Source organism: Aquabacter sp. DMC10, from assembly GCF_056314145.1.
In genome coordinates this window covers 90,017-111,940 of sequence record NZ_JBQUYX010000011.1, presented here as the reverse complement: position 1 = coordinate 111,940, position 21,924 = coordinate 90,017, and the positions used below count along the sequence as shown (strand labels likewise).

At 68.0% G+C, this 21,924-nt stretch carries 19 protein-coding genes; 13 read left to right on the top strand and 6 right to left on the bottom strand.

Annotation, left to right across the window (positions count from 1 at the left end; genetic code table 11):
* Positions 1 to 27 precede the first annotated feature (27 nt).
* Positions 28 to 891, top strand: coding sequence for an NADPH-dependent oxidoreductase (locus tag ACT54L_RS24065; RefSeq protein WP_476088195.1), 864 nt, complete (start codon positions 28 to 30; stop codon positions 889 to 891).
* Positions 892 to 1,021: 130 nt separating this feature from the next.
* Here ACT54L_RS24065 and ACT54L_RS24060 read toward each other — a convergent pair whose 3' ends face one another.
* The 6 genes from ACT54L_RS24060 to ACT54L_RS24035 all read right to left on the bottom strand — a co-directional run bounded on the left by ACT54L_RS24060 (position 1,022) and on the right by ACT54L_RS24035 (position 8,200).
* A complete protein-coding gene (locus ACT54L_RS24060; RefSeq protein WP_476088194.1) occupies positions 1,022 to 2,005 on the bottom strand; it encodes an ABC transporter ATP-binding protein in 984 nt (327 codons plus the stop codon).
* On the bottom strand, positions 1,998 to 3,011 hold the full coding sequence (locus tag ACT54L_RS24055) for an ABC transporter ATP-binding protein (protein ID WP_476088193.1): 1,014 nt from the start codon (positions 3,009 to 3,011) through the stop codon (positions 1,998 to 2,000). Before ACT54L_RS24055 ends, ACT54L_RS24060 begins: the two co-directional genes overlap by 8 nt.
* A complete protein-coding gene (locus tag ACT54L_RS24050; protein ID WP_476088284.1) occupies positions 3,008 to 3,763 on the bottom strand; it encodes an ABC transporter permease in 756 nt (251 codons plus the stop codon). Before ACT54L_RS24050 ends, ACT54L_RS24055 begins: the two co-directional genes overlap by 4 nt.
* Before the next feature lie 137 nt (positions 3,764 to 3,900).
* Positions 3,901 to 4,869 (bottom strand): ABC transporter permease, encoded by a 969-nt coding sequence (locus tag ACT54L_RS24045; protein ID WP_476088192.1) that lies wholly within the window; start codon positions 4,867 to 4,869, stop codon positions 3,901 to 3,903.
* A gap of 5 nt (positions 4,870 to 4,874) precedes the next feature.
* The gene (locus ACT54L_RS24040; RefSeq protein ID WP_476088191.1) at positions 4,875 to 6,494 is read right to left on the bottom strand and encodes an ABC transporter substrate-binding protein; all 1,620 of its coding nucleotides are present in this window, start codon (positions 6,492 to 6,494) and stop codon (positions 4,875 to 4,877) included.
* Between the two features lie 68 nt (positions 6,495 to 6,562).
* A complete protein-coding gene (locus tag ACT54L_RS24035; RefSeq protein ID WP_476088190.1) occupies positions 6,563 to 8,200 on the bottom strand; it encodes an ABC transporter substrate-binding protein in 1,638 nt (545 codons plus the stop codon).
* Positions 8,201 to 8,375: 175 nt separating this feature from the next.
* On the opposite strand from ACT54L_RS24035, the gene ssuD reads away from it, so the two are divergent.
* From ssuD to ACT54L_RS23975, 12 genes are all read left to right on the top strand, one after another.
* The gene (gene ssuD / locus ACT54L_RS24030) at positions 8,376 to 9,590 is read left to right on the top strand and encodes an FMNH2-dependent alkanesulfonate monooxygenase (protein WP_476088189.1); all 1,215 of its coding nucleotides are present in this window, start codon (positions 8,376 to 8,378) and stop codon (positions 9,588 to 9,590) included.
* A gap of 24 nt (positions 9,591 to 9,614) precedes the next feature.
* Positions 9,615 to 10,589, top strand: a complete 975-nt coding sequence (locus ACT54L_RS24025; protein WP_476088188.1) for an aliphatic sulfonate ABC transporter substrate-binding protein — start codon at positions 9,615 to 9,617, stop codon at positions 10,587 to 10,589.
* Positions 10,586 to 11,422: an ABC transporter permease gene (locus ACT54L_RS24020; RefSeq protein ID WP_476088187.1), complete on the top strand. Its 837-nt coding sequence runs from the start codon at positions 10,586 to 10,588 to the stop codon at positions 11,420 to 11,422. Before ACT54L_RS24025 ends, ACT54L_RS24020 begins: the two co-directional genes overlap by 4 nt.
* A complete protein-coding gene (locus tag ACT54L_RS24015) occupies positions 11,422 to 12,174 on the top strand; it encodes an ABC transporter ATP-binding protein (RefSeq protein ID WP_476088186.1) in 753 nt (250 codons plus the stop codon). Before ACT54L_RS24020 ends, ACT54L_RS24015 begins: the two co-directional genes overlap by 1 nt.
* Positions 12,175 to 12,428: 254 nt before the next feature.
* Positions 12,429 to 12,938, top strand: coding sequence for an RNA polymerase sigma factor (locus ACT54L_RS24010; RefSeq protein ID WP_476088185.1), 510 nt, complete (start codon positions 12,429 to 12,431; stop codon positions 12,936 to 12,938).
* Between the two features lie 94 nt (positions 12,939 to 13,032).
* The gene (locus tag ACT54L_RS24005; RefSeq protein WP_476088184.1) at positions 13,033 to 14,010 is read left to right on the top strand and encodes a FecR family protein; all 978 of its coding nucleotides are present in this window, start codon (positions 13,033 to 13,035) and stop codon (positions 14,008 to 14,010) included.
* Between the two features lie 192 nt (positions 14,011 to 14,202).
* Positions 14,203 to 16,650, top strand: a complete 2,448-nt coding sequence (locus tag ACT54L_RS24000; protein ID WP_476088183.1) for a TonB-dependent siderophore receptor — start codon at positions 14,203 to 14,205, stop codon at positions 16,648 to 16,650.
* Positions 16,647 to 17,564 (top strand): iron-siderophore ABC transporter substrate-binding protein, encoded by a 918-nt coding sequence (locus ACT54L_RS23995; RefSeq protein ID WP_476088182.1) that lies wholly within the window; start codon positions 16,647 to 16,649, stop codon positions 17,562 to 17,564. Before ACT54L_RS24000 ends, ACT54L_RS23995 begins: the two co-directional genes overlap by 4 nt.
* The gene (gene fhuB / locus ACT54L_RS23990; protein ID WP_476088181.1) at positions 17,557 to 19,584 is read left to right on the top strand and encodes a Fe(3+)-hydroxamate ABC transporter permease FhuB; all 2,028 of its coding nucleotides are present in this window, start codon (positions 17,557 to 17,559) and stop codon (positions 19,582 to 19,584) included. Before ACT54L_RS23995 ends, fhuB begins: the two co-directional genes overlap by 8 nt.
* On the top strand, positions 19,581 to 20,477 hold the full coding sequence (locus ACT54L_RS23985) for an alpha/beta hydrolase (RefSeq protein WP_476088180.1): 897 nt from the start codon (positions 19,581 to 19,583) through the stop codon (positions 20,475 to 20,477). The genes fhuB and ACT54L_RS23985 overlap by 4 nt, the downstream gene beginning before the upstream one ends.
* On the top strand, positions 20,474 to 21,262 hold the full coding sequence (locus ACT54L_RS23980) for an ATP-binding cassette domain-containing protein (RefSeq protein WP_476088179.1): 789 nt from the start codon (positions 20,474 to 20,476) through the stop codon (positions 21,260 to 21,262). Before ACT54L_RS23985 ends, ACT54L_RS23980 begins: the two co-directional genes overlap by 4 nt.
* A gap of 190 nt (positions 21,263 to 21,452) precedes the next feature.
* Positions 21,453 to 21,854, top strand: a complete 402-nt coding sequence (locus ACT54L_RS23975; RefSeq protein WP_476088178.1) for a nuclear transport factor 2 family protein — start codon at positions 21,453 to 21,455, stop codon at positions 21,852 to 21,854.
* Positions 21,855 to 21,924 lie beyond the last annotated feature (70 nt).

The following is a 21,924-nucleotide window of genomic DNA, read 5'->3' as shown; positions in this document are numbered from 1 at the left end:
ATTCCTCTATCCGCAAGGACGTCTTCCATGCCGGCCCCCGCGCCTGTTGCGGCCTCAACCGCCCCGTCTGACCCCCCTTCCGCCGACCATCTCCTGGCGGAGCGCTACGGTGCCGAACAAGCACCGCCGCATATTCTGCTCACCGACACCATTGCCGGCCTGCTGGCCCATCGCTCGGTGCGCGCCTTCTCCGACCGGCCCCTGCCCGACGGGCTGATCGAGACGCTGGTGGCGGCGGCCCAGTCGGCGCCCTCCTCCTCCAACCTCCAGACCTTCAGCCTGGTGGCGGTGGAGCGCCAGGACACCAAGGTGCGGCTCGCCGAGATTGCCGGTGGCCAGAAGCATGTGGCCGAGGCGCCGCTGGTGCTGGTGTGGCTCGCCGACCTCGCGCGGCTGGAGGAGATCGGGCGCCGGGAAGAGCGCCCCACGGGCGCGCTGTCCTATCTGGAAACCTTGTTCGTCGGCATCATCGATGCGGCGCTGGCCGCGCAGAATGCGGTGGTGGCGCTGGAATCCTTAGGCCTCGGCGGGGTCTATATCGGCGCCCTGCGCAACCGGCCGGAGGAGGTGGCGGAGTTGCTGGGCCTGCCGCCCAATGTGCTCGCCGTCTTCGGCCTCGCCATCGGCTATCCCGACCCCGCGCGCCCCGCCGACGTCAAGCCCCGCCTGCCGCAGCCACTGATCTTGCATCGCGAGCGCTACGACCCCTCCCTTCCGCCCGCGGACCTCGCCGCCTATGAGGCCAGCCTGAAGCGCTTCCAGCGCGGCCAGAAGCTGCCGGACGTGGGATGGATGGAAGCAGCCTTGAACCGGGTCCGGGGGCCGGAAGCCCTGAGCGGCCGGGACCGCATGCGCGACGCGCTTCTGTCTCTCGGATTCGGCTTGCGCTGACGCGCTCGCGGCTTCGGGGCGCGCTGGAATGGGGGCATACATGCGCGCGCCGAAGGTCTGGGGCTTCAGCGGAAGGGCTGGAGCCCCTTTCCTTTTTCTCGGGACGGAGGCGTGATGGTCGCCCGGCCGTTCACGCCACCGGCTCGGGCGCGCGCGGCAGGACCCCTTCGCTGTCCGCCAGATGGCACGCCGCCGTATGGGAAGGGCCGATCTGGCGCAAGGCGGGCGCCTGCGTCCGGCACAGATCGAAGGCGAGCGGGCAGCGGGTATGGAAGGCGCAGCCGGACGGCGGCGCATAGGGGCTCGGCAGGTCGCCCTTGAGCGGCGCCGGACGGGGGCCGCCTGCGCTCATGCGGGGCACCGCATCCAGGAGCGCGCGGGTATAGGGATGGGCCGGACGGCGCCACAGGGTCTCCCGGTCCGCCAGTTCCACGATGCGACCGAGATACATGACGGCCACACGGTCGCTGACATATTCCACCACCGACAGATCGTGGCTGATGAATAGGAAGGCGACGCCCAGCGTGCGCTGGAGGTCCACCAGCAGGTTCAGGATCTGCGCCTGGACGGAGACATCGAGGGCCGAGACGGGCTCGTCCAGCACGATCACGTTCGGCTCCAGCGCCAGCGCGCGGGCGATGCCGATGCGTTGGCGCTGGCCGCCGGAGAATTGATGGGGCGTGCGCTCCGCCGCATCCGCCGGCAGCCCCACCTTGTGCAGCAGGTCCGCAACGCGGGCATGGCGCTCGGCACGGGTTCCGATGCCGTGGATGTGCAGCGGCTCGGCGATGAGGTCCCCCACCGTCCAGCGCGGATCGAGGGAGGCGAAGGGGTCCTGAAAGACCATCTGCACCTTGCGCCGCGCGGCACGCAGCCGATGGCGCGGCTGGTGGGTGACATCCGCGCCATCCAGCCAGATGCGCCCCGCCGCCGGCGCGATGAGGCGCACCACCGCCCGCCCGAGGGTGGACTTGCCGCAACCGGACTCCCCCACCAGCCCCAGCGTCTCGCCGGGGGCGAGGCTGAGCGACACGTCGCTGACCGCCTGGACGGTGCCGCGGCTGGTGGAGAAGCGGACGGACAGCTCATCCACCCGGAGAACGGGGTCAGGCATCGAGGGGCGCGGGGATGGGCTCTGGAACATGATCGGCTTCCGCGCGCAGGCAGGCAACAGCCCCGCCCGCAGTTGGCATGAGAGGGGGAATGGCAAGGCCGCAGGCGGCTTCCGCCAGGGCGCAGCGGGGCGCGAAGGCACAGCCGGCGGGCATGACCGCAAGGCTCGGCACGGTGCCGGGGATTTCCACCAGCCTTTGCCGGCCAAAGCCGCTGGCGCCGAGCTTGGGGCGGGCGGCGATGAGGCCGCGCGTATAGGGGTGGAGCGGACGGGCGAACAGGTCCGCCGTGGTCCGCGCCTCCACCTGCCGGCCGGCATACATGACGAGAACCCGGTCGGAATGCTCGGCCACCACGCCCAGGTCATGGGTGATGAGGACGACGGCGGTGCCGTTCTCCCGCTTCAAGTCGTCGATGAGATCAAGGATCTGGGCCTGAATGGTTACGTCCAGCGCCGTGGTCGGCTCATCCGCCACCAGCACCGCCGGCGAGAGCGCCAGGGCCATGGCGATCATCACCCGCTGGCGCATGCCCCCGGAGAGGCGATGGGGAAAATCCGAGAAGCGCCGGCGCGCATCGGGAATGCGCACCCGCTCCAGCAGGGCGAGCGCCCGGTCGCGGGCGGCGGCGCGGCTGACCTTTTCATGCTCGAGGATGGCCTCCATCACCTGCTCGCCGATGGTGAGCACGGGATTAAGCGCCGTCATGGGCTCCTGGAAGATCATGGCAATGCGCGCACCGCGCAGGCGCCGCAGCTCCGCCTCGGCAAGCCCCAGGAGATTGCGCCCTTCCAGCCGCACCGCCGCGCCCTCCACCCGCCCCGGCGCCGGCACGAGGCCGAGCAGGGAGAGGGCGGTGATGGACTTGCCGCACCCGCTCTCCCCGACAATGGCCAGCGTCTCCCCGCGCCCCACGTGGAAGGACAGATCGCGCACCGCCCGCACGGTGCCGGCCCGGGTGTGGAAGGAGATGTTGAGCTTCTCGACGGACAGGACAGCCTCGGTCATCGGCCCGCCCTCTTCGGGTTCAGCGCATCGTTCAGGCCGTCGCCCAGGAGGTTGAGCGCGAGCACGGCAACGACGATGGCGATGCCGGGGAGCGTCGCCACATACCAGTCCGTGCGCAGCACTTCTCGCCCCGCACCGACCATGCCGCCCCAGCTCACCACGTTCGGATCACCCAGCCCCAGGAAGGCGAGGGAGGATTCGGTGAGGATGGCGCTCGCCACCAGGATGGAGGCGGACACGATCACGGGGGCCAGCGTGTTCGGCAGGATGTGCAGCACGATGATGCGGGCATCGGACGCGCCGAGCGCGATGGAGGCCTGCACCAATTCCCCATGGCGCATCTTCAGCACCTCCGCCCGCACGAGCCGCGCGAGACTCGGCCAGGCGGTGATGCCGATGGCGATGGTGATGGTGGCGATGGACGGCTGGAGGATGGCGACAATGGCCAGCGCGAAGAGGAAGGGTGGCACGGTCTGGAACAGCTCCGTCACCCGCATCAACGCCGTATCGAGGCGGCCGCCATAATAGCCCGCCAAGGCGCCGACGGAGACGCCGATGAGCAGCGAAACAAGGGTCGCGACGCCGCCGATGAGCAATGACACCCGCGCGCCATAGAAGATGCCGGAGGCAATGTCCCGCCCCAGCATGTCGGTGCCGAGGGGAAACCCCGCATCCTCTCCCGGCCACAGGAAGGGCTGGGCCACCATGTCCAGCGGATCGTCGGGAAAGACGAGGCCGGCGGAGGCCGCCATGGCCGCGATAAGGGCGAACAGCACCAGCCCCACAGCGGCGGAGGGCTGGCGCAGCAGGCGCAGGAGGAGAGTGTCGCGCGCAACGCGCCTTGGCGCCGATCTCAGCGGGGTCGTGGCGATTTCCGTATAGGCCATGGTCAGGACAGCTCAATGCGCGGGTCGAGCACCGTATAGGCAAGGTCGACCGCCAGATTGACCAGCACCACCACCACCGACGAGCAGAAGAGGATGCCGAGAAGAAGGTTCAGGTCGCGTTGGAACAGCGCCTCGAACGCCAGCCGGCCCAGCCCCGGCCAGGAGAACACCGTCTCCACCAGGATGGCCCCGCCCAGGATGGAGCCGAGCTGGACACCCAAGGTGGTCACGATGGGCAGCAAGGCGTTGCGCAGTACATGGCGGACCGCGATGCGGCGCGGCCGCACGCCCTTCGCCCGCGCGGTGCGCACGAAGTCCTGCCCGTAGACCTCAAGCATGGAGGCGCGCATCAGGCGGGTATAGATGGCAAGGTAGAACAGGCCGAGGGTCGCCGCCGGCAGGACGAGATGGCGGGCCACATCGCCCGCATAGGCAAGGCCCGAGAGGTCGGCGCCAACGCTCGCCATGCCGCCCACGGGGAGCCAGTCCAGCATCACCGAGAAGACGACGATGAGCATCACCCCGATCCAGAACACCGGCGTCGCGTAGAAGAGCAGCGCCAGGGCCGAGATGAGCGTGTCGGTGATGCGCCCGGCCTGCCGGGCGGCGAGGAAGCCCAGCGTGCCGCCCACCGTGATGGCGAAGGTGATGGCCGTTCCCATGAGCAGCAGAGTAGCGGGCAGCCGCTGGAAGATGAGATCGGACACCGGCATGCCCTGCCGGAACGAATAGCCGAGATTGAGGGTCAGCACATTCTTCAGATAGGCGAGAAACTGCACGTAGAGTGGCTGGTCGAGGCCGAACTGCTGGCGCAGCGCCGCCATATATTCGGGCGTGGCCGAGCCGGCCTCGCCCGCCATCACCTGCGCCGCATCGCCGGGGGCGAGGCGGAGCAGGAAGAAGTTGATGATGGCGATGCCGATCACCACGAAGGCGATCTGAAACAGGCCCCGCCTGAGATAGCGCGCCATGGGCGTCAATTTCCCTTCGGCGTGTCGAACCAGGCATTGCGCAGGGAGGAATAGACCTGGTCGCCCTGCTGGACGACGCCCTGGAGGTTCGCGGCGTGAATGGTAAAAAACTTCAGCTCCACCAGGGGCAGGGTCGGCACATCGCGCTGGACGATCTGCTGGAACTGCTTGAAATCCTCCACCCGCTTCTGCGGGTTGCCCTCCACGGCGGCCGCCTCGATCAGGGCATCCACCTGCGGGTTGCGATAGCCCGAGCCATTGGTCCAGGGCGTCTTGGTGCCGAGCCAGCCGGACCAATATTCACGGACGACACCGATCTGGGGATCGGGGAAGGCGGCATTGTAGGAGGAGGAAATGTCGAAGTCCCGGTCTGCATAGATGCGCTTGATGAAAGCAGCGGAATCCTGCGCCCGCAGGTTCACCTCAATGCCCACCCGCTTCAGCGCCTGCTTCAGGAACTCGCCGGTGCGCCGATAATCGTCGCCATAGGGCAGGAAATCGTGGGTGAGGGAGAAGCGCACGCCCTCGGCGTTGCGCTTGAAGCCGGCCTCGTCCAGCAGCGCCTCCGCCTTCTTCAGGTCGAAGGGATAACGCGGCACGGTTGTGTCGTGGAAGGCGGAAAGCGTGGAGGGCACCGGGCTGATGGCCGGCTTGCCATAGCCGAACCAGACCACCTTGGTGAGCGCGTCCCGGTCCACCGCATGGGCGATGGCCTGGCGCACGCGCACGTCCTTCAGATAGGCATTGTCCACGTTGAGGTCGAAATAGAGCACCGGCGAGAGCCATTCATAGCCGCGCGTCTCCACCTTCAGCCCCGGCAGCGCCGCGAGCCGCTCCACGTCGCGGAACGGGACGGGATTGAACGGCGCGTACTGGATCTCGCCCTTCTCGATGGCTGCGGCGCGGGCGGCGGCATCGGGGATGACGCGGAACACCAGCTTGTCGAGATAGGGGCGCGCCGGGTCCCAATAATTGGGATTGCGCTCCAGCAGCACATATTCGCCCTTCTTCCATTCCTTGAAGACGAAGGGACCGGTGCCCACGGGCTTGTTGTTGTAGGGATTGTTGAGGATGTCCGTGCCCTCGTAGAGATGCTTGGGCAGGATCGGGGCGCCGACGCCGTTAATGACCGAGAATATGGGCAAGGACGGCTTGGCGAAGCGCAGGATGACGGTCTGATCGTCCGGCGTCTCCACCGCCGAGACATTCTCGAACAGCGCCTTGTTGCGCGGATGGATGGTGCGCCAGACATTCTCCAGCGACCATTTTACATCCGCCGCCGTGAACGGCTTTCCGTCGTGCCAGGTGACGCCCTTGCGCAGATGGAAGGTGATGGTCAGCCCATCCGGCGCCACCTCCCAGCTTTCGGCGAGGTTGGGGCGCGGCGTCAGGTCGAGATCATAGGTGACGAGACCGTCATAGATGTTGCCGGCCACCACCTGCGTCGGCTGGGCCACATTGGCCGCCGGCGTCAGCGTCACCGGCTCCGGCTGGAGGATGATGCTGAGCGTGCCGCCGCGCTGGGGTGCAGGCGCGGGCGCTTGCGCGGCAAGCGGACCGGCCAGCGCGAAGAGGGCAACCGACGAGGTGGCGGCCAGAAAGGCGCGGCGGGACAGGGTGGCCATGGCGGCATCTCCGAAAGGGAAAAAGGGGCCGTCCGGTATCCGCCGGACGGCCCAGGCTCAGGGGAAGCTCAATTGGACTTCGGCTCGGCCTTGGCCTCGTCGAACCAGAAGTCGCGGAAGGAGCCATAGACCTGGTCGCCGCGCGGCTGCGGATGGCGCAGGTTGGCCGCTTCCACGGTGAAGAATTTCAGCTCCACCAGGGGCAAGGTGGGCAGGTCGGTGAGCACCACCTTCTGCAGCTGCTTGAAGATCTGGATGCGCTTCTGCGGATCGGCCTCGCCCTGGCTGGCCGCGATCAGCGCGTCCACCTCGGCGCTGCGATAGCCGGAGCCGTTGGTCCAGGGAATGTTCTTACCAATGGGGCCGGACCAATAGGCGCGGTTCACGCCCACCTGCGGGTCGGAGAAGGCCGCGAACCAGGTGATGGCGATGTCGAAATCCCGGTCGCCATAGATGCGGCGGGTATAGGCGGCGGTGTCCTGCGAGCGGACATTGGCTTCCACGCCCACGCGCTTCAGAGCCTGCTTGAGATATTCGGCCGTGCGCTTGTAGTCGTCGCCATAGGGAATGTAGTCGATGTCGAGGGAAAAGCGGGTGCCGTCGGCCCCACGCTTGTAGCCGGCCTCGTCCAGCAGCGCCTCGGCCTTCTTGGGATCGAAGTCGTAGGTGATGCCGCTATTGTCGTGGAAGGCGGCGAGCGAGGACGGGATGGGGCTCACGGCGGGCTTGGCGAAGCCGAACCAGACCACCTTGGCGATGGTGTTGCGGTCGATGGCATAAGCCAGCGCCTGGCGCACCTTGGCGTCCTTCAGATGGGGCCGCTCCACGTTGAAATCGGCGAACAGCCAGGGGGAGAGCCATTCATAGCCCTGGGTGGAGACGCGCAGGTTCGGCAGCTTGGCGAGGCGCTCGGCATCCTTCAGCGGCACCGGGCTCAGCACCGCATATTGCACTTCCCCCTTCTCCAGCGCCGCGGAGCGTGCGGCGGCGTCCGGGATCACGCGGAACACCACGCGATCGAGATAGGGCTTGTCCTTCTGCCAGTAATTGGGGTTGCGCTCGAGAGCGATATAATTGCCCCGCACCCATTCCTTGAAGACGAAAGGCCCGGTGCCCACCGGCTTGTTGTTGTAGGGATTGTTGAGGATATCGGTGCCTTCATAAAGGTGCTTGGGTAGCACCTGCGCGCCGTTGGAATTCAGCGACGAGAGGATCGCCACCGACGGCTCGCTCAGATGCAGCACCACGGTGAGGTCGTCGGGCGTATCCACCGAGGTCACCTTGGCGAAAGTGGCCTGGTTGCGCGGGTGGATCTTCTTCCACACCTCCTCCAGGGTCCATTTCACATCCGCCGAGGTGAAGGGCTTGCCGTCATGCCAGGTGACGCCGTCGCGCAGCTTCAGCGTCAGGGTCTTGCCATCCGGCGCCGTCTGCCAGGAGATGGCGAGGGCGGGAATGGGATTGAGATTGGCGTCATAGTCCACGAGGCCATCGAAGATGTTGCCGGTCACCACGCCCGTGGGAGCCGCCGTGTTCAGGGCGGCGGTGAGGATGACGGGCTCGGGCTGGATGATGGCTGTGAGCGTGCCGCCACGCCGGGGCTCCTGCGCCGCCGTTCCGGCCTGCTGGGCGGATGCCGCCCCCGCCAGCAAGGAAAGTGCCAGCAGCGGTGCCGCGCCTTTGATCCAACGTGTCCAGATGCCCATGGGGAGCGCCCCTAATAACATGAAAATGTTGTGTTATTTAAGGATAGACAGCGCCCGATTGTTTAGTCAATAATTTCTATGGTTTTTATTGTTTATGACGAGACGGATCGGATCGAGGGCCTGCGGCTGTCCGCTGCGCGCCGGGCATGCGGCCGCTCGCGAGCGACGGACGCCCATGACCGAGATTTCCGCCTCCAAGGCCCCCCTTCCCGTCCCGGACGCGGCCTCATCCGCGGCCAATATCCTCTGGTTCTTGCCGACCCACGGGGACGGCCATTATCTCGGCACGTCCCATGGCGCCCGTGAGGTGTCGTTGCGCTATCTCGCCCGCATCGCCCAGGCGGCGGATGATCTCGGCTATTTCGGCGTACTGCTGCCCACCGGCCGCTCCTGCGAAGACAGCTGGATCATTGCCTCGGCGCTCGCGCCGCTGACCGAGCGCCTGAGGTTTCTCGTGGCCGTGCGTCCCGGTCTGCTGCAGCCGGCGGTGGCCGCGCGCATGACGGCAACGCTGGACCGCATCTCCAACGGCCGCCTGCTCATCAATGTGGTGACCGGCGGCGACCCGGTGGAGAACAAGGGCGACGGCTTCTTCGCCAGCCATGCGGAACGCTATGAAATCACGGGTGAATTTCTGGACATCTATACCCGGCTGCTGACGGGCGAGGATGTCGACGTCAGCGGCAAGCACCTGTCGGTCGAAGGCGGGAAACTGCTCTATCCCACGGTCCAGAAGCCCCATCCGCCGCTCTATTTCGGCGGTTCGTCGCCGGCCGCCCATGAAGTCGCCGCGCGCACCGTGGACAAATATCTCACCTGGGGCGAGCCGCCGGCGGACGTGGCAGCCAAGATCGCAGACATCCGTGCCCGCGCTGCGGCGCTCGGCCGGACGGTCAGCTTCGGCATCCGCCTGCATGTGATCGTGCGGGAGACCAATGCGGAGGCCTGGGCGGCGGCCGAAAAGCTCATCGCCTATATTGACGATGAGACCATCGCGCAGGCCCAGAGCGTCTTCGCCCGCATGGATTCCGTCGGCCAGCAGCGCATGTCCCGCCTCCATGGCGGACACCGCGACCGGTTGGAAGTCAGCCCCAACCTGTGGGCCGGGGTCGGCCTGGTGCGGGGCGGCGCCGGCACCGCGCTGGTGGGGGACCCTGAGACGGTCGCCGCGCGTATGAAAGAATATATGGCGCTGGGCATCGATAGCTTCATCCTCTCCGGCTACCCGCATCTGGAGGAAGCCTATCGCTTCGCGGAGCTGGTCTTCCCCCTCCTGCCGCTGGCCGCCACCACCGGGCGCCCGCCCGTCACCCCGACCCATCGTGGCCCCTTCGGCGAGATGATCGGCAACACCATCGTGCCGCGCACGCCCGCCGCCAGCGCGTCCTGAGACCATCGCTTTCGGAGATCGAAGATGACCTTGACCCATCTGTCGCGCCGGCTCGTCCTCGCTGCCGGCCTCGCTTTTGCCGCCTTCCCCGCCCTCGCCCAGGCGCCGAAGGAAATCCGCATCGACTGGGCCACCTACAATCCCGTCTCCCTGGTTCTGAAGGACCAGAAATTCCTGGAGGACGAGTTCGCCAAGGATGGCATCACCATCCGCTGGGTGCAGTCGGCGGGCTCCAACAAGGCGCTGGAATTCCTGAATGCGGGCTCCCTCGACTTCGGCTCCACCGCCGGAGCGGCGGCGCTGATCGCCAAGATCAACGGCAATCCCATCAAGTCCATCTATGTCTATTCGCGCCCCGAGTGGACCGCGCTCGTGACCCGGCCCGACACCGGGATCAAGACTGTCGCCGACCTGAAGGGCAAGACGGTGGCGGCCACCCGCGGCACCGATCCGCACATCTTCCTGGTGCGGGCGCTGGCGGACAATGGCCTCACCGAGAAGGACATCAAGCTGGTGCTGCTCCAGCACGCGGACGGGCGCCTCGCGCTGCAGCGCAAGGATGTGGACGCCTGGGCGGGGCTCGACCCCATCATGGCTTCCGCCGAGGTGGAGGATGGCGCGATCCTCTTCTTCCGCAAGCCCGAAGCCAACACCTGGGGTGTACTGAACGTCCGCGAGGAATTCGCCGCCCAGAACCCGGCCCTCGTGAAGCGCGTGCTCGCCGCCTATGAGAAGGCCCGCGACTGGGCGGTGAAGAACCCCGCCGCGCTCGCCACCACGCTGGTCGCCGCCACCAAACTGCCCGAGGCGGTGATCGCCAAGCAGCTCCAGCGCACCGACCTCAGCTACGGCCCCATCGGGGCAGAGCAGAAGGAGGGCATCCTGGCGGCGGGCCTCGCCTTGCAGAAGGCCGGCGTCATCGCCGCCGACGTGAACGTGGCGGCCAAGGTAGATGCCCTCATCGACAGCCAGTATCTGGCGCCGGCGGCCACGCGATGAGCCTGGCGCAGACCGACCGGCTGGCCACGGAGGGCATCGCTCGCAACTCCGCCGCGCCGGCACCGGGGTGGCGGCGGTGGCGCCTTGTCCTCGGCCTGCTGCTCCCGGTGGGCGCGGCCCTCCTGTGGGAGGCGGCCGTGCGCGCGGGATGGGTGCAGGGGCGCCTGATGCCGCCGCCCAGCCGGATCGCGGAAACGCTGCTGGCGCTCGCCCGCAGCGGCGACCTCTGGCCCCACCTCCTGGCAACGCTCTGGCGGGTGGGCGTGGGGTTTGGGGTCGGGGTGGCGGCAGGCACGGCGCTCGGCGCCCTCGCCGGCGCATCTGGCCTTGCACGCGCCCTCATCGATCCCACCCTTCAGGGGTTGCGGGCCATCCCCTCCATCGCCTGGGTGCCGCTCTTCATTCTCTGGCTCGGCATTTTCGAGGCCTCAAAGGTCACTTTGATTGCGGTGGGCGTCGCCTTCCCCGTCTATCTCGGCACCATGGGGGCGATCCTGGCGGTGGACCGGAAGATCGTGGAAGTGGGCCGCGTGTTTCGCCTCTCCGGCCTGAAGCTCGTCCGCCGCGTCCTGCTGCCCGCCATCCTGCCCCATTATGTCATCGCGCTGCGGGCCGGGCTGGGGCTCGGCTGGATGTTCGTGGTGGCGGCCGAATTCATGGGCGCATCCGAAGGTCTTGGCTATCTGCTGGTGGACGGCCAGCAACTGGGCAAGCCCGATCAGATCGTCGCCGCCATCCTGGTTTTCGCCCTCCTCGGCAAGTTGACGGACGCGCTCCTGGTGGCGCTCACGGCGCCGCTGCTGCGCGGGCAGGATACGATGGAGCACGCCTGATGCTGGATATTCACGGCCTCGGCAAAGTCTATTCCACCGGCGCGCACGCCCTATCCGACGTCTCCCTGCATGTCCCGCAAGGGGAGATCGTGGCCATCATCGGCGGGTCCGGTTGCGGCAAGAGCACGCTGCTGCGCCTGGTGGCGGGGCTGGAGCGGCCCAGCGGGGGCGTGGTGCGGGTGGACGGGGACGTCATCCAGGGGCCGCATCCCCACGTGGGATTGGTGTTCCAGGAGCCGCGCCTGCTGTCCTGGCTTACGGTGGCGGAAAACGTGGCGTTCGGCCTCGACGACCTGCCACGGGCGGAGCGCGCCCGGCGCGTCGAGCTGGCACTCGCACGGGTGGGCCTGGCCGATTACGGCCCGCGCTGGCCGCGGCAATTGTCGGGCGGGCAGGCCCAGCGCATTGCGTTGAGCCGGGCCCTCGTGGCCCATCCCCGGGTGCTGCTTCTGGACGAGCCCTTCTCCGCCCTCGACGCCTTCACGCGTGCCGACCTCCAGGACCATCTGCTCGACTTGTGGGCCGACACCCGCCCCACCCTGCTGGTGGTGACCCACGACGTGGAAGAGGCGCTTTGCCTGGCAGATCGCATCGTCATCATGAAGCCCCGGCCGGGACGCATCTCGCACATCATGCCGGTGCATTTGCCGCGCCCGCGCGACCGGCTTTCACCCGCCTTCGAGGCGGACAAGCGTGCGATGCTGCATGCCTTGCGCCACGCCGGCACGCTCACCCCCGCAAGCGCGGCCTGAGGGTTGGCAGGTGCTGGCGCATCATCCCGCCAAGAGTGCGGCAGCATTGATACACGATCGCACAGGTCCGCTTGCGAGACCGCAGGTCACGCCCGTCGACGGGGGAGATCACACCTCATCAGGAAGCGATTACTGAATAGCCTGATTAAAATTATTCTATGTTAAAAATGAGAGAAACATAAAATATGACGGCATAACTTTACGTCCTTTCGCCTGTGATGCTAATCATCGCTGCATCCCCTTCGGGATAGGGGGTGGCGGACGATTTCATGCAGCCGGACATGTCGCTTGTATTTTCAACCTTTGGCAGTGAGCTGCGGAGTTATCTCCAGCGGCGGCTGCGCGATGGGCATACGGCCAGCGACATGGTGCAGGACACGTTCCTCAGCGTGCTGGAGCATCCCGACACCCGGATTCATGATGTCCGGGCCTATCTTTATGCCATCGCCCGCAACCTGCTGATCAACCATCACAAGCGGGAAGCCGTGCGGCGCACCGAGACGATGGCGCCCGAGGCGTTCACGCAGATCCCGGCGGACCAGCCCTCGCCCGAAGACATTGCCGACGCCCGCCTTCAGCTTGAGCGCATCTATGCCCTGGTGCAGGAACTGCCCCGCCGCTCTCAGGAGGTCTTCATCCTGAACCGAATCGAGGGGCTCACCCACGCCAAGGTGGCCCGCTATCTGGGCATCTCGGAAAGCGCGGTTCAGAAGCATCTGGCCACCGCCATCGCCCATATGACCCGCCGCCTGCGGGCCCGGTGAGGCAGACCGACGAAAAAACTGCGCGAAAATTACGGTATCGGCACCCGTCGATTGTCTCATAGAAGGGGAGCCATCGAGCCGGGGACGTCCAAAGGTGAACAGCGTCGATGAACGCGCGGATGCCATAGAGCAACGCGCAGCCGAATGGATCGCGCGGCTGGATGGCGGGCCGCTGGGCGATGATGAAAAGCAGGCCCTGCGCCTCTGGCTCGAGGAAGATCCCGACCACCGGGCCGCCTTTGAAGAGGCGAGCGCCACATGGCGGGACCTGTCGCTTCTGCGCCACGATCCCGGCCCCCTGCGCAATCTGGTTCCCCGCCGGCGACGCCTGTCGGCAGCCCAGCGGACCGCCCGGATCGGTGCCGTGGCCGGCATCCTGCTGCTGGCGACCGGCCTCGCGCGGTTCCAGTTCGGCGACCCATGGCTGCTGCTCGCCGCCGACCACCGCACGGAGCCGGGAGAGGTGCGCACGGTGATGTTGCCGGACGGCAGTACGGCCGAGCTTGGCCCCGCCAGCGCCATCGCCTTGCGTTTCGGCGCCGCCGAGCGCCGCGTGGAGCTGCTCGCGGGCGAGGCCTTCTTCGCCGCACAGCCCCGCTCCCCGTCAGAGCCCCGTCCCTTCGTGGTGGAGGCCCAAGGCGGTTCCACCACGGCGCTGGGCACGCAATTCATGGTCGAGCGCGATGCCGGGGGCGTGGATGTCCTGGCCGTCGAGCACCAGATCACCGTCGCCCTGCATCTGGACGGCCAAAGCGTGGTCCTTTCGCCCGGGCAGGAGGTCGGCTATGGCGGCGGAGCCGGCCTCGGTCCGGTCCGCGAGCGCGAGGTCGCCGTCGCCACCGCCTGGCGGCGGGGCATGCTGGTGTTCAGCGGAGCGCGGCTCGGCGAGGTGGTGAACACGCTCAACCGCTATCGGCGGGGCCGGATCATCATCCTCGACCGCGCCCTGGCGGACCGGCGCGTGAGCGGCGTGTTCGCCACCAATGACCTTGGCGACGCCATCGAGACCATCACGGCGGAACTGGGCATCGGGTCCCGTTCAATTTATCCTTTCGTGACAGTGCTTTATTGAAAAATCCGCGAACCGGCATTTTTCTTTTACGGACTCTGCCGGCTCGCTTGTCTTCCTCCCTGTAGGCCCGTGCACGCGGTGCGCCGCGCCCCGCTTCTGCAGGAAGGAACGAATTCGATGACAACCGGCGCCCGTCCCCCCATTCAACGCCTGCGAGAGCATCATCTCGGTGCGGTGTCGGGACGCGCCTTCGTGCTCAAATGTGCACAGGCCGGGCTGCTGGGAGGGGGCCTCGCGCTCGCCCTTCAGTCCGCCGGACCCACGCCCGCCCAGGCCCAGGCGGCAAGCCAGCCCACGGGCCTGCCGGCGGGACAGGGGGCAGGACAGGGGGCAGGACAGGCGCCCGCCCGCGTCGCCCGCATGAGCTTCAACATCCCCGCCCAGGATCTCAACGGCGCCGTTCTCGCCCTTGCGCAGAAGGCGGGCATTCGCGTCTTCTTTGATACGGCGCGCTTCGGCGGACGCCGGTCGGGCGCGGTCCAGGGGACGTACAGCGTCTCGGAGGCGCTCGACCTGATGTTGCGCGGGTCGGGGCTGACCTATCGCTTCACCGCCGAGAACCGCGTCACCATCGTGGACCCCAGCACGCAGCCCACCAGCAGCGGCGCCGGGGTGATCGAGCTCGACACCATCGACGTGGAGGCCCAGGGCAACGGCACGGTCGGCTATGTGGCCAGCACCAGCCTCGCCGGCACCAAGACGGACACACCGCTGGTGTCCACGCCCCAGTCGGTCTCGGTCATCACCCGGCAGGAGTTGGACGACCGGAACGTCCAGACGCTGACGGAGGCGGTCGCCTATACGCCCGGCGTGCGCTCCCAGCAGAGCGGCTACGACCCGCGCTACGACACCTTCACCGTCCGCGGCTTCGACATGACCTATAACGGCATCTATCGCGACGGGCTGCGGCTGCCGGGCGCGAACATGTCGATCTTCAAGGTCGAGCCCTATGGCGTCCAGAGCGTCACCGTGCTGCGCGGCCCAAGCTCGGCCCTCTATGGCCTCGGGTCTCCCGGCGGCATCGTCGACATCACCTCCAAGCGCCCCACCGAGAAGGCGTTCGGAGAGGTGGAGGTCCAGGGCGGCAACTATGACTGGTGGCAGGGGCAATTCGACATTGGCGGGCCGGCGGACAAGGACGGCACGCTCCTCTACCGGCTGACCGGCCTTTACCGCGATGCCGGCGCACCCAATGTGGTCAATGGCGGCACCAATGACATGACGTTCATCGCGCCGGCCTTCACCTGGAAGCCGAACGATTCCACCCGCATCACCTTCCTCGGGGAATACCAGAAGTCCACCACCCCGGCCTCAATGCCCTTTTACAGTTGGACGGGAACGTCGACGGACGTCTTCAGCAAGAATTTCGGCGACTATAACGCCCTCGATCAGGAACAATGGCGTGTGGGCTATCTGGCCGAGCACGACATCGACAGCATTTTCACAGTCCGCCAGAACCTGCGCTACGGCGCAGCCGACACCTCGGTCCGCTACACCGGCCTCAATGGGGTCGACGCCGCCACCAATACGGCAAGCCGCTATTCCGCAATGGTCCAGGACGATCTGCAGTCCTTCGTGGTGGACAACCAGCTGCAGGCCAATTTCAACACCGGCCCGGTCTCGCACACGGTGCTCGTGGGGCTGGACTATTCGTATCTCGGGCTGAATGGCGGCATCGGCTACGGCACGGCCTCGGACGTGAACCTCACCACGCTCCAGCCGCTCGGACCGGTCTATGACCCGTCCCTCGACGCCTCCCGCTACGACCAGAACCAGAACCAGCTCGGCCTCTACCTGCAGGACCAGGCGAAGGTCGGCAATTGGATCCTCACCCTGGCCGGCCGCCAGGACTGGGTGACGTCGCGCAACGCAAACCTCCTGACCGGCACCAGCCAGAGTGCCGATGACACCAAATTCACCTACCGCGCCGGCATCACCTATCTGTTCGACAACGGCTTTGCCCCCTATGCGAGCTATGCCACGTCCTTCTCCCCGAACGTGGGCGTGGACGTCAACGGCAACGCCTTCGTGCCCACCACGGCCCGACAGGTAGAAGCCGGCCTGAAATATGTGCCGAAGGGCTTTGACGGCTATTTCGCGGTGTCCCTGTTCCAGATCAACCAGGACAACGGCCTGGTCACCGACGACACCAACCCGCTCTATCAGGTGCAGACCGGCGAAGTGCGGGCGCGGGGCATCGAACTGGAGGCGGTGGCCAATTTTGGCAGTGGGTTCCGCGGGCGCGGCGCCTATACCTATCTGGACATGGTGAACGTGGCCGGCGACCCCGCCACGGTGGGCCTGGTGCCGTCCGGCACGCCGGAACACACCTTTGCGGTCTGGCTCGACTACCAGTTCCAGCCCGGCACGGCGCTGGCCGGCCTCGGCATCGGCGGCGGCGTGCGCTATGTCGGCTCCACCTGGGGCAATGCCCTCAACACATTCCAGAACAGCGCCTATACGCTGGTGGACGCCAAGCTGAGCTATGACTTTTCCTACATGGACCCCAAGCTGAAGGGCTGGAACTTCCAGATCAACGCCCAGAACCTGCTGGATGCGGACTATGTCACTTGCGATGCCGGCTATTGCTACATGGGCGCGCCCCGCACGGTCATCGCGGGGCTGAAGTACCGCTGGTGAGCGCCGTGCACACCTTGGGCCGTCGGGCCGTCCTGCGCGCCGCGGGTGCGGGCCTGCTGGCCCTGTCCGGGGCAGCCGTCCTGCGGGCCGCCCCCGCGCAGGCGACGCCAAGGATCGTGTCGCTGGATTTCGGGGTCGTCGAAACGCTCATCGCACTTGGCGCGCCGCCCCTCGCCCTTCCCGATCCAGAAAGCTGGGCCCAATGGGTGGTCGAGCCGGAGCTGCCGCCCGGCATCGTCAACCTGGGTGCGGACCGCGAGCCGAACCTGGAGCTGCTGGCGGCCCTGCGGCCGGATCTGATCGTCACCACGCCCTATCTGGACGGCATCACGCCGCTGCTCGAGCGCTTCGCGCCGACCTTGACCGTGTCCGTCTATGCCCCGCCGGCAGGCAGCGCCTATGCCCGCAGCGTGGCCGCCACGCGCCAGCTTGCCGCCGCCATCGGCCGGGTCGCCGAGGGCGAGGCTTTGATCGCGCGGTCGCAGGCCAGCATGGCGGAGGCGCGCGCGCAGCTCGCGGCGGCGGGACTGGCCGGGCGCGCCGTGCTCGCGGTCAATTTCCTTGATGCCCGTCATGTGCGCGTCTATGGCGCCGGCAGCCTGTTCGGCGACGTGTTCGTGGAGACCGGGCTTGTGAACGGCTGGACCGTGCCCTCCAATTTCTGGGGCTTCTCCACCGTCGGCATCGAGGCGCTGGCGGGCGGGGGTGCCGGCACGCTGGTCTATCTGGAGCCCATCTCCGCCGACACGCTGGACCGCCTTGCGGCCAGTCCGCTGTGGCGAAGCCTGCCCTTCGTCGCCGCCGGCCGCATCATTCGTCTGCCGCCGGTGCTGATGTTCGGGATGCTGCCCTCGGCCATGCGCTTTGCCCGGCAGCTGACCGCGCATCTGATCGCCGGCAACGCCCATGGCTGAAACCACCCTGGCGCCTCTCCGCTCCGTGAAGACGAGCCTTGCCTCCCCCCTGCTGCTCGCGGGCCTCTGCATCGCCGGTCTGGTGGGAACCTGGCTGAACCTTGCCAGCCTGCTGCCAGATGGCGGATGGCTCTCCGCCATCCTCTCGCCGGATGCCGCGCACACCGCAGACCTCCTGGCCGCCTACAGCTTCGCACCGCGCTTCGTCATGAGCCTTCTGGCGGGCGGGGCTTTGGGCCTTGCCGGCGCCATCCTCCAGCAGGTGCTGCGCAATCCCATCGCCTCGCCCACCACGCTCGGCATCGAGGCCGGCGCCAATCTGGCCTTGTCCCTGGCGCTGGTCTGGGCACCGGGCCTGCTCGCCCTGGGACGGGAAGGGGTGACTTTGGCCGGCGGGCTCGCCGCCATCGGCCTGGTTCTCGTCCTGTCGCGCCGCTGCGGCTTCGCGCCCTTGGTGGTGATCCTGGCCGGCATGGTGGTGGGGCTTTACTGCGCCTCGCTCGCAGCCCTGCTGACGCTGTTCAACAGTCATTATCTCGCCGGGCTGTTTCTGTGGGGCGCCGGCTCCTTGAGCCTCCAGGGCTGGGAACCGCCCCTGTTCCTGGCGCCGCGTCTGGCGCTGGCGGCGCTGGCGGCGCTCCTTCTCCTGCGCCCGCTCACCCTGCTGGGGATGGACGACGCCCAGACCCGCGCCCTCGGCCTGTCGGTGGCCGCCGCGCGCCTTGGCGCGCTGGCGGTGGCGGTGGCGCTGACCGGGAGCGTGGTGGCCGCGGTCGGTTGCATCGGCTTCGTCGGCCTTGCCGCACCGGCCCTCGCCCGCCTGTCTGGCGCGCGCCGGACCGGCCCCTGGCTGCTCGCCTCCGCCGCCACCGGTGCGCTCCTGCTCTGGACGACGGACCAGGGCGTGCAACGCCTGGATGCCCTGCTGGACGAAACCGTGCCAACCGGAGCGGTCACCGCGCTCCTGGGCGCGCCGCTGCTCCTGTGGATCATCCTGCGGCCGGGGCTGAAGGTGGCGGCGGGGGCCATCGCCGGGTCCGCCCTGCCGCCACGGACCACCTTTGCGCGGCCGGCTTTCTGGCTCGTGGTCCTCGGTGTCGTCTTGCTGCTCGCCGTGCTCATATCGGCTTCGGCGGGCCCCGGCCTGGAGGGGTGGAGCTTCGCCCTGCCGGGCGATCCCGCCGGCCTCTGGCCGCTGCGCTTGCCGCGTGCCGTCTCCGCGCTCGCCGGCGGCGTCATGCTGGCCGTTGCGGGATGTGTGCTCCAGCGCCTCACCGGGAATCCGATGGCGAGCCCCGAAGTGCTGGGCGTGAGCGCGGGCGCGGCCGGCGGGCTGACCGTCGCCATATTTCTCATGTCCAGCATGAGCCGCCTGGAGCAGACCGCCGCCGCCGCACTGGGCGCGGGCCTCGTCCTCCTGGTGCTGCTGCTGTTCGTCCGCGCCTCCAAGGCCGTGCCGGAACGTGCGGTCCTGGTGGGCATCGCCATCGGGGCCCTGCTCGATGCCGTGGTCAGCATGCTCATGGCCAGCGGGGACCCCCGCGCGGTGCTGCTGTTCGCCTGGATGACCGGCTCCACCTATGGCGTCGGCGCGGTCGCGGCCGGGTCCAGCCTGCTGGCGGCCCTGCTTCTTCTGGCCGGCCTGCCCCTGGTGCCGCGCTGGCTGGCCCTGCTGCCGCTCGGCGAGGAGACCCCGCGCGCGCTCGGCATGCCGCTCACCGGCGCCCGGATGACGCTGCTCGCGCTAGCGGCCGTGGCGACCGCCATGGCGACGCTGCTTGTCGGCCCTCTGTCCTTCGTCGGCCTCGTGGCGCCGCACATCGCTCGCCTCATCGGCCTGCGCCAGCCCCTGGCCGAGCTCTACGGCGCGGCCCTGGTGGGTGGACTGGTCATGGTGACCGCCGACTTCGTGGGCCGAACCCTTGCCTTCCCCTGGCAGCTTCCGGCCGGCCTCGTCGCGGCGATGATCGGCGCCCCCGTGTTTCTCTGGCTTCTGTCTCGAAAGCCCTCCCGCTCATGACCTCCACCCCAACGCCCCCGGAAACCACCCCCTCGCCCGCCAAGGCCGTGATCCCGGACACCGAGATCTTCGAGATCTCGGCGCAGCCCGGACAGGCGCCCTGGCGCATCTTTCTCTATCGCCCAACCGGCGAGGCGCCGGCGGCGGGATGGCCGATCCTTTATTATCTCGACGCCAATGCGGTGGCCGGCACCGCCGCAGACATCATGCGTGTCCAGTCGGCCTATCCGCTCGGCACCGGCATCGAGCGGGGGGTGATGGTGGGGATCGGCTATCCCACCGACGGCGCCTATGACAGCGTGCGCCGCTCGTGGGACATGGGGCCGCCGCCCGGGCAGACCTATCCGCCACATACGCCGGACGGGCCGCCGGTACGCACGGGCGGGGCCGATCATTTCCTCGCCTTCATCGAGGATGTGCTCAAGCCGGAGATCGCCCGCCGCCTGCCGGTGGACGCGCGCCGGCAAGCCATCCTCGGCCATTCCTTCGGCGGACTGTTCGTGCTGCATGCCCTGTTCAAGCGCCCCGACGCCTTCCAGCGCTGGATTCCCGCCAGCCCCGCCATCTGGTGGGAGGGCGCCGGCATTGTGGATGCGGCCCGCGCTTTTGCCGCCGCGCCACAGCCCCGCGACGGGCGGGTCCTGCTGATCGCGGGGGAATATGAGCAGGCCCTCGCCCCCTTCCAGATCGGCGCGCCCGACGAGGCGCAGCGGCGCGCCAGCTTCGAGGAGAGCCGCATCGTGGACAATACCCGGCTGATGGCGGACCGGCTGGCGCAGGTGGACGGGCTTGAGGCCCAATATGTGCTGCTGCCGGGCGAGACGCACATGTCGGTCCTGCCCGCCTGCCTGAATCTGGCGATCCGCTTCGCCTTTGGCCGGGACGCAGGATGACCGCCAACCCCGCCCCGCTCTTCGAGTTGTCCGACGTCCGGTTCAGCGTGGGCCATCGCACCTTGCTGCACCCCCTGAACCTCTCGGTGCCGCCCGCTCGGATGGTGGGGCTGATCGGGCACAACGGATCGGGCAAGTCGACCCTCCTGAAGCTGCTCGGCCGGCATTATCAGGCAAGCGGCGGCGACATCCGCTTCGCAGGAACCCCGCTCAGCCAGTGGCGTGCCCGCGCCTTCGCGCGCCGGGTGGCCTATATGCTCCAATCCACGCCGGCCACGGGGGGCATGACGGGGCGCGAACTCATTGCGCTCGGGCGCTATCCCTGGCACGGCGCGCTCGGCCCCTTCACGGCCGCCGACCGGCGCAAGGTGGAAGAGGCGATGGCCCTCACCGATACCGAAGGCTTCGCCGACCGGATCGTCGACACCCTGTCGGGCGGGGAGCGCCAGCGGGTGTGGATCGCCATGCTGGTGGCGCAGGATGCGGAATGCCTGCTGCTGGACGAGCCCATCTCGGCACTGGACATCGCCCATCAGGTGGAAGTGCTCGCCCTCATCCGGCGCCTGAGCCGCGTGCGCGGCACCGGCGTCGTCGTGGTGCTACACGACGTGAACATGGCCTCGCGGTTCTGCGATGAGATCGTCGCCCTCCACAGCGGCCAGTTGGTCGCGCGCGGCACGCCGGAGGAAATCGTGACGCCGCCCACCCTGGCGCGCCTCTACGGCATCGCCATGGACGTGATGACCCACGATGACGGCCGGCGGATCGCGCTGCCCCGGATCTGACCCTCCCGTCTTGCCGCAGGGACTTTATGGGCGTGCTGCCCGCCATGACAGCATCGCAACGGGCGACGCACCGCAGGCCAGGATCACCGCGGCGACCTTCAGCATTGGCGCACGCCATATGGGGCGAACGGTGGGCCTGGGCCGTCCGTCCGGCGCCCTGTATCATGGGCTGTCCACCATGGAGGCTGCCTTGCCCGCCCAATCGACCACCGCCGCTGCCATCCCGGATCTGATCCGCGCCCTCGAACGGCAGCGCTACGCCGCGATGATCGCCGCGGACATTCCAACCCTCGACGCGCTCTTGTCCGAAAACCTGCTGTACACCCACTCCAACGCCAGCGTGGACGACAAGGCGAGCTATCTTGAGAAGGTGGCGAGCAAATATTTCGACTATCTGGAGCTCGATCACCCGGAGGAGCAACTGGTCGTCACCGGGTCCACGGTGCTGGTGCTGGGTCGCATGGAGGGCCGCATCATCATGGAAGGCAAGACCGAGCGGCGCCTGAACAACCGCGCGCTCACGGTGTGGGTCGAGGAAGCCGGGCAGTGGAAGATGGTGGCCTTCCAGCCGACACCCATTCCCTCGGCCTGATACCCGGGGCTGGGCGAGGGGAGGCGCCGGCCGGCGTCGGCATCCTTCCCCCGCAGAGCCCGTTCAAGGC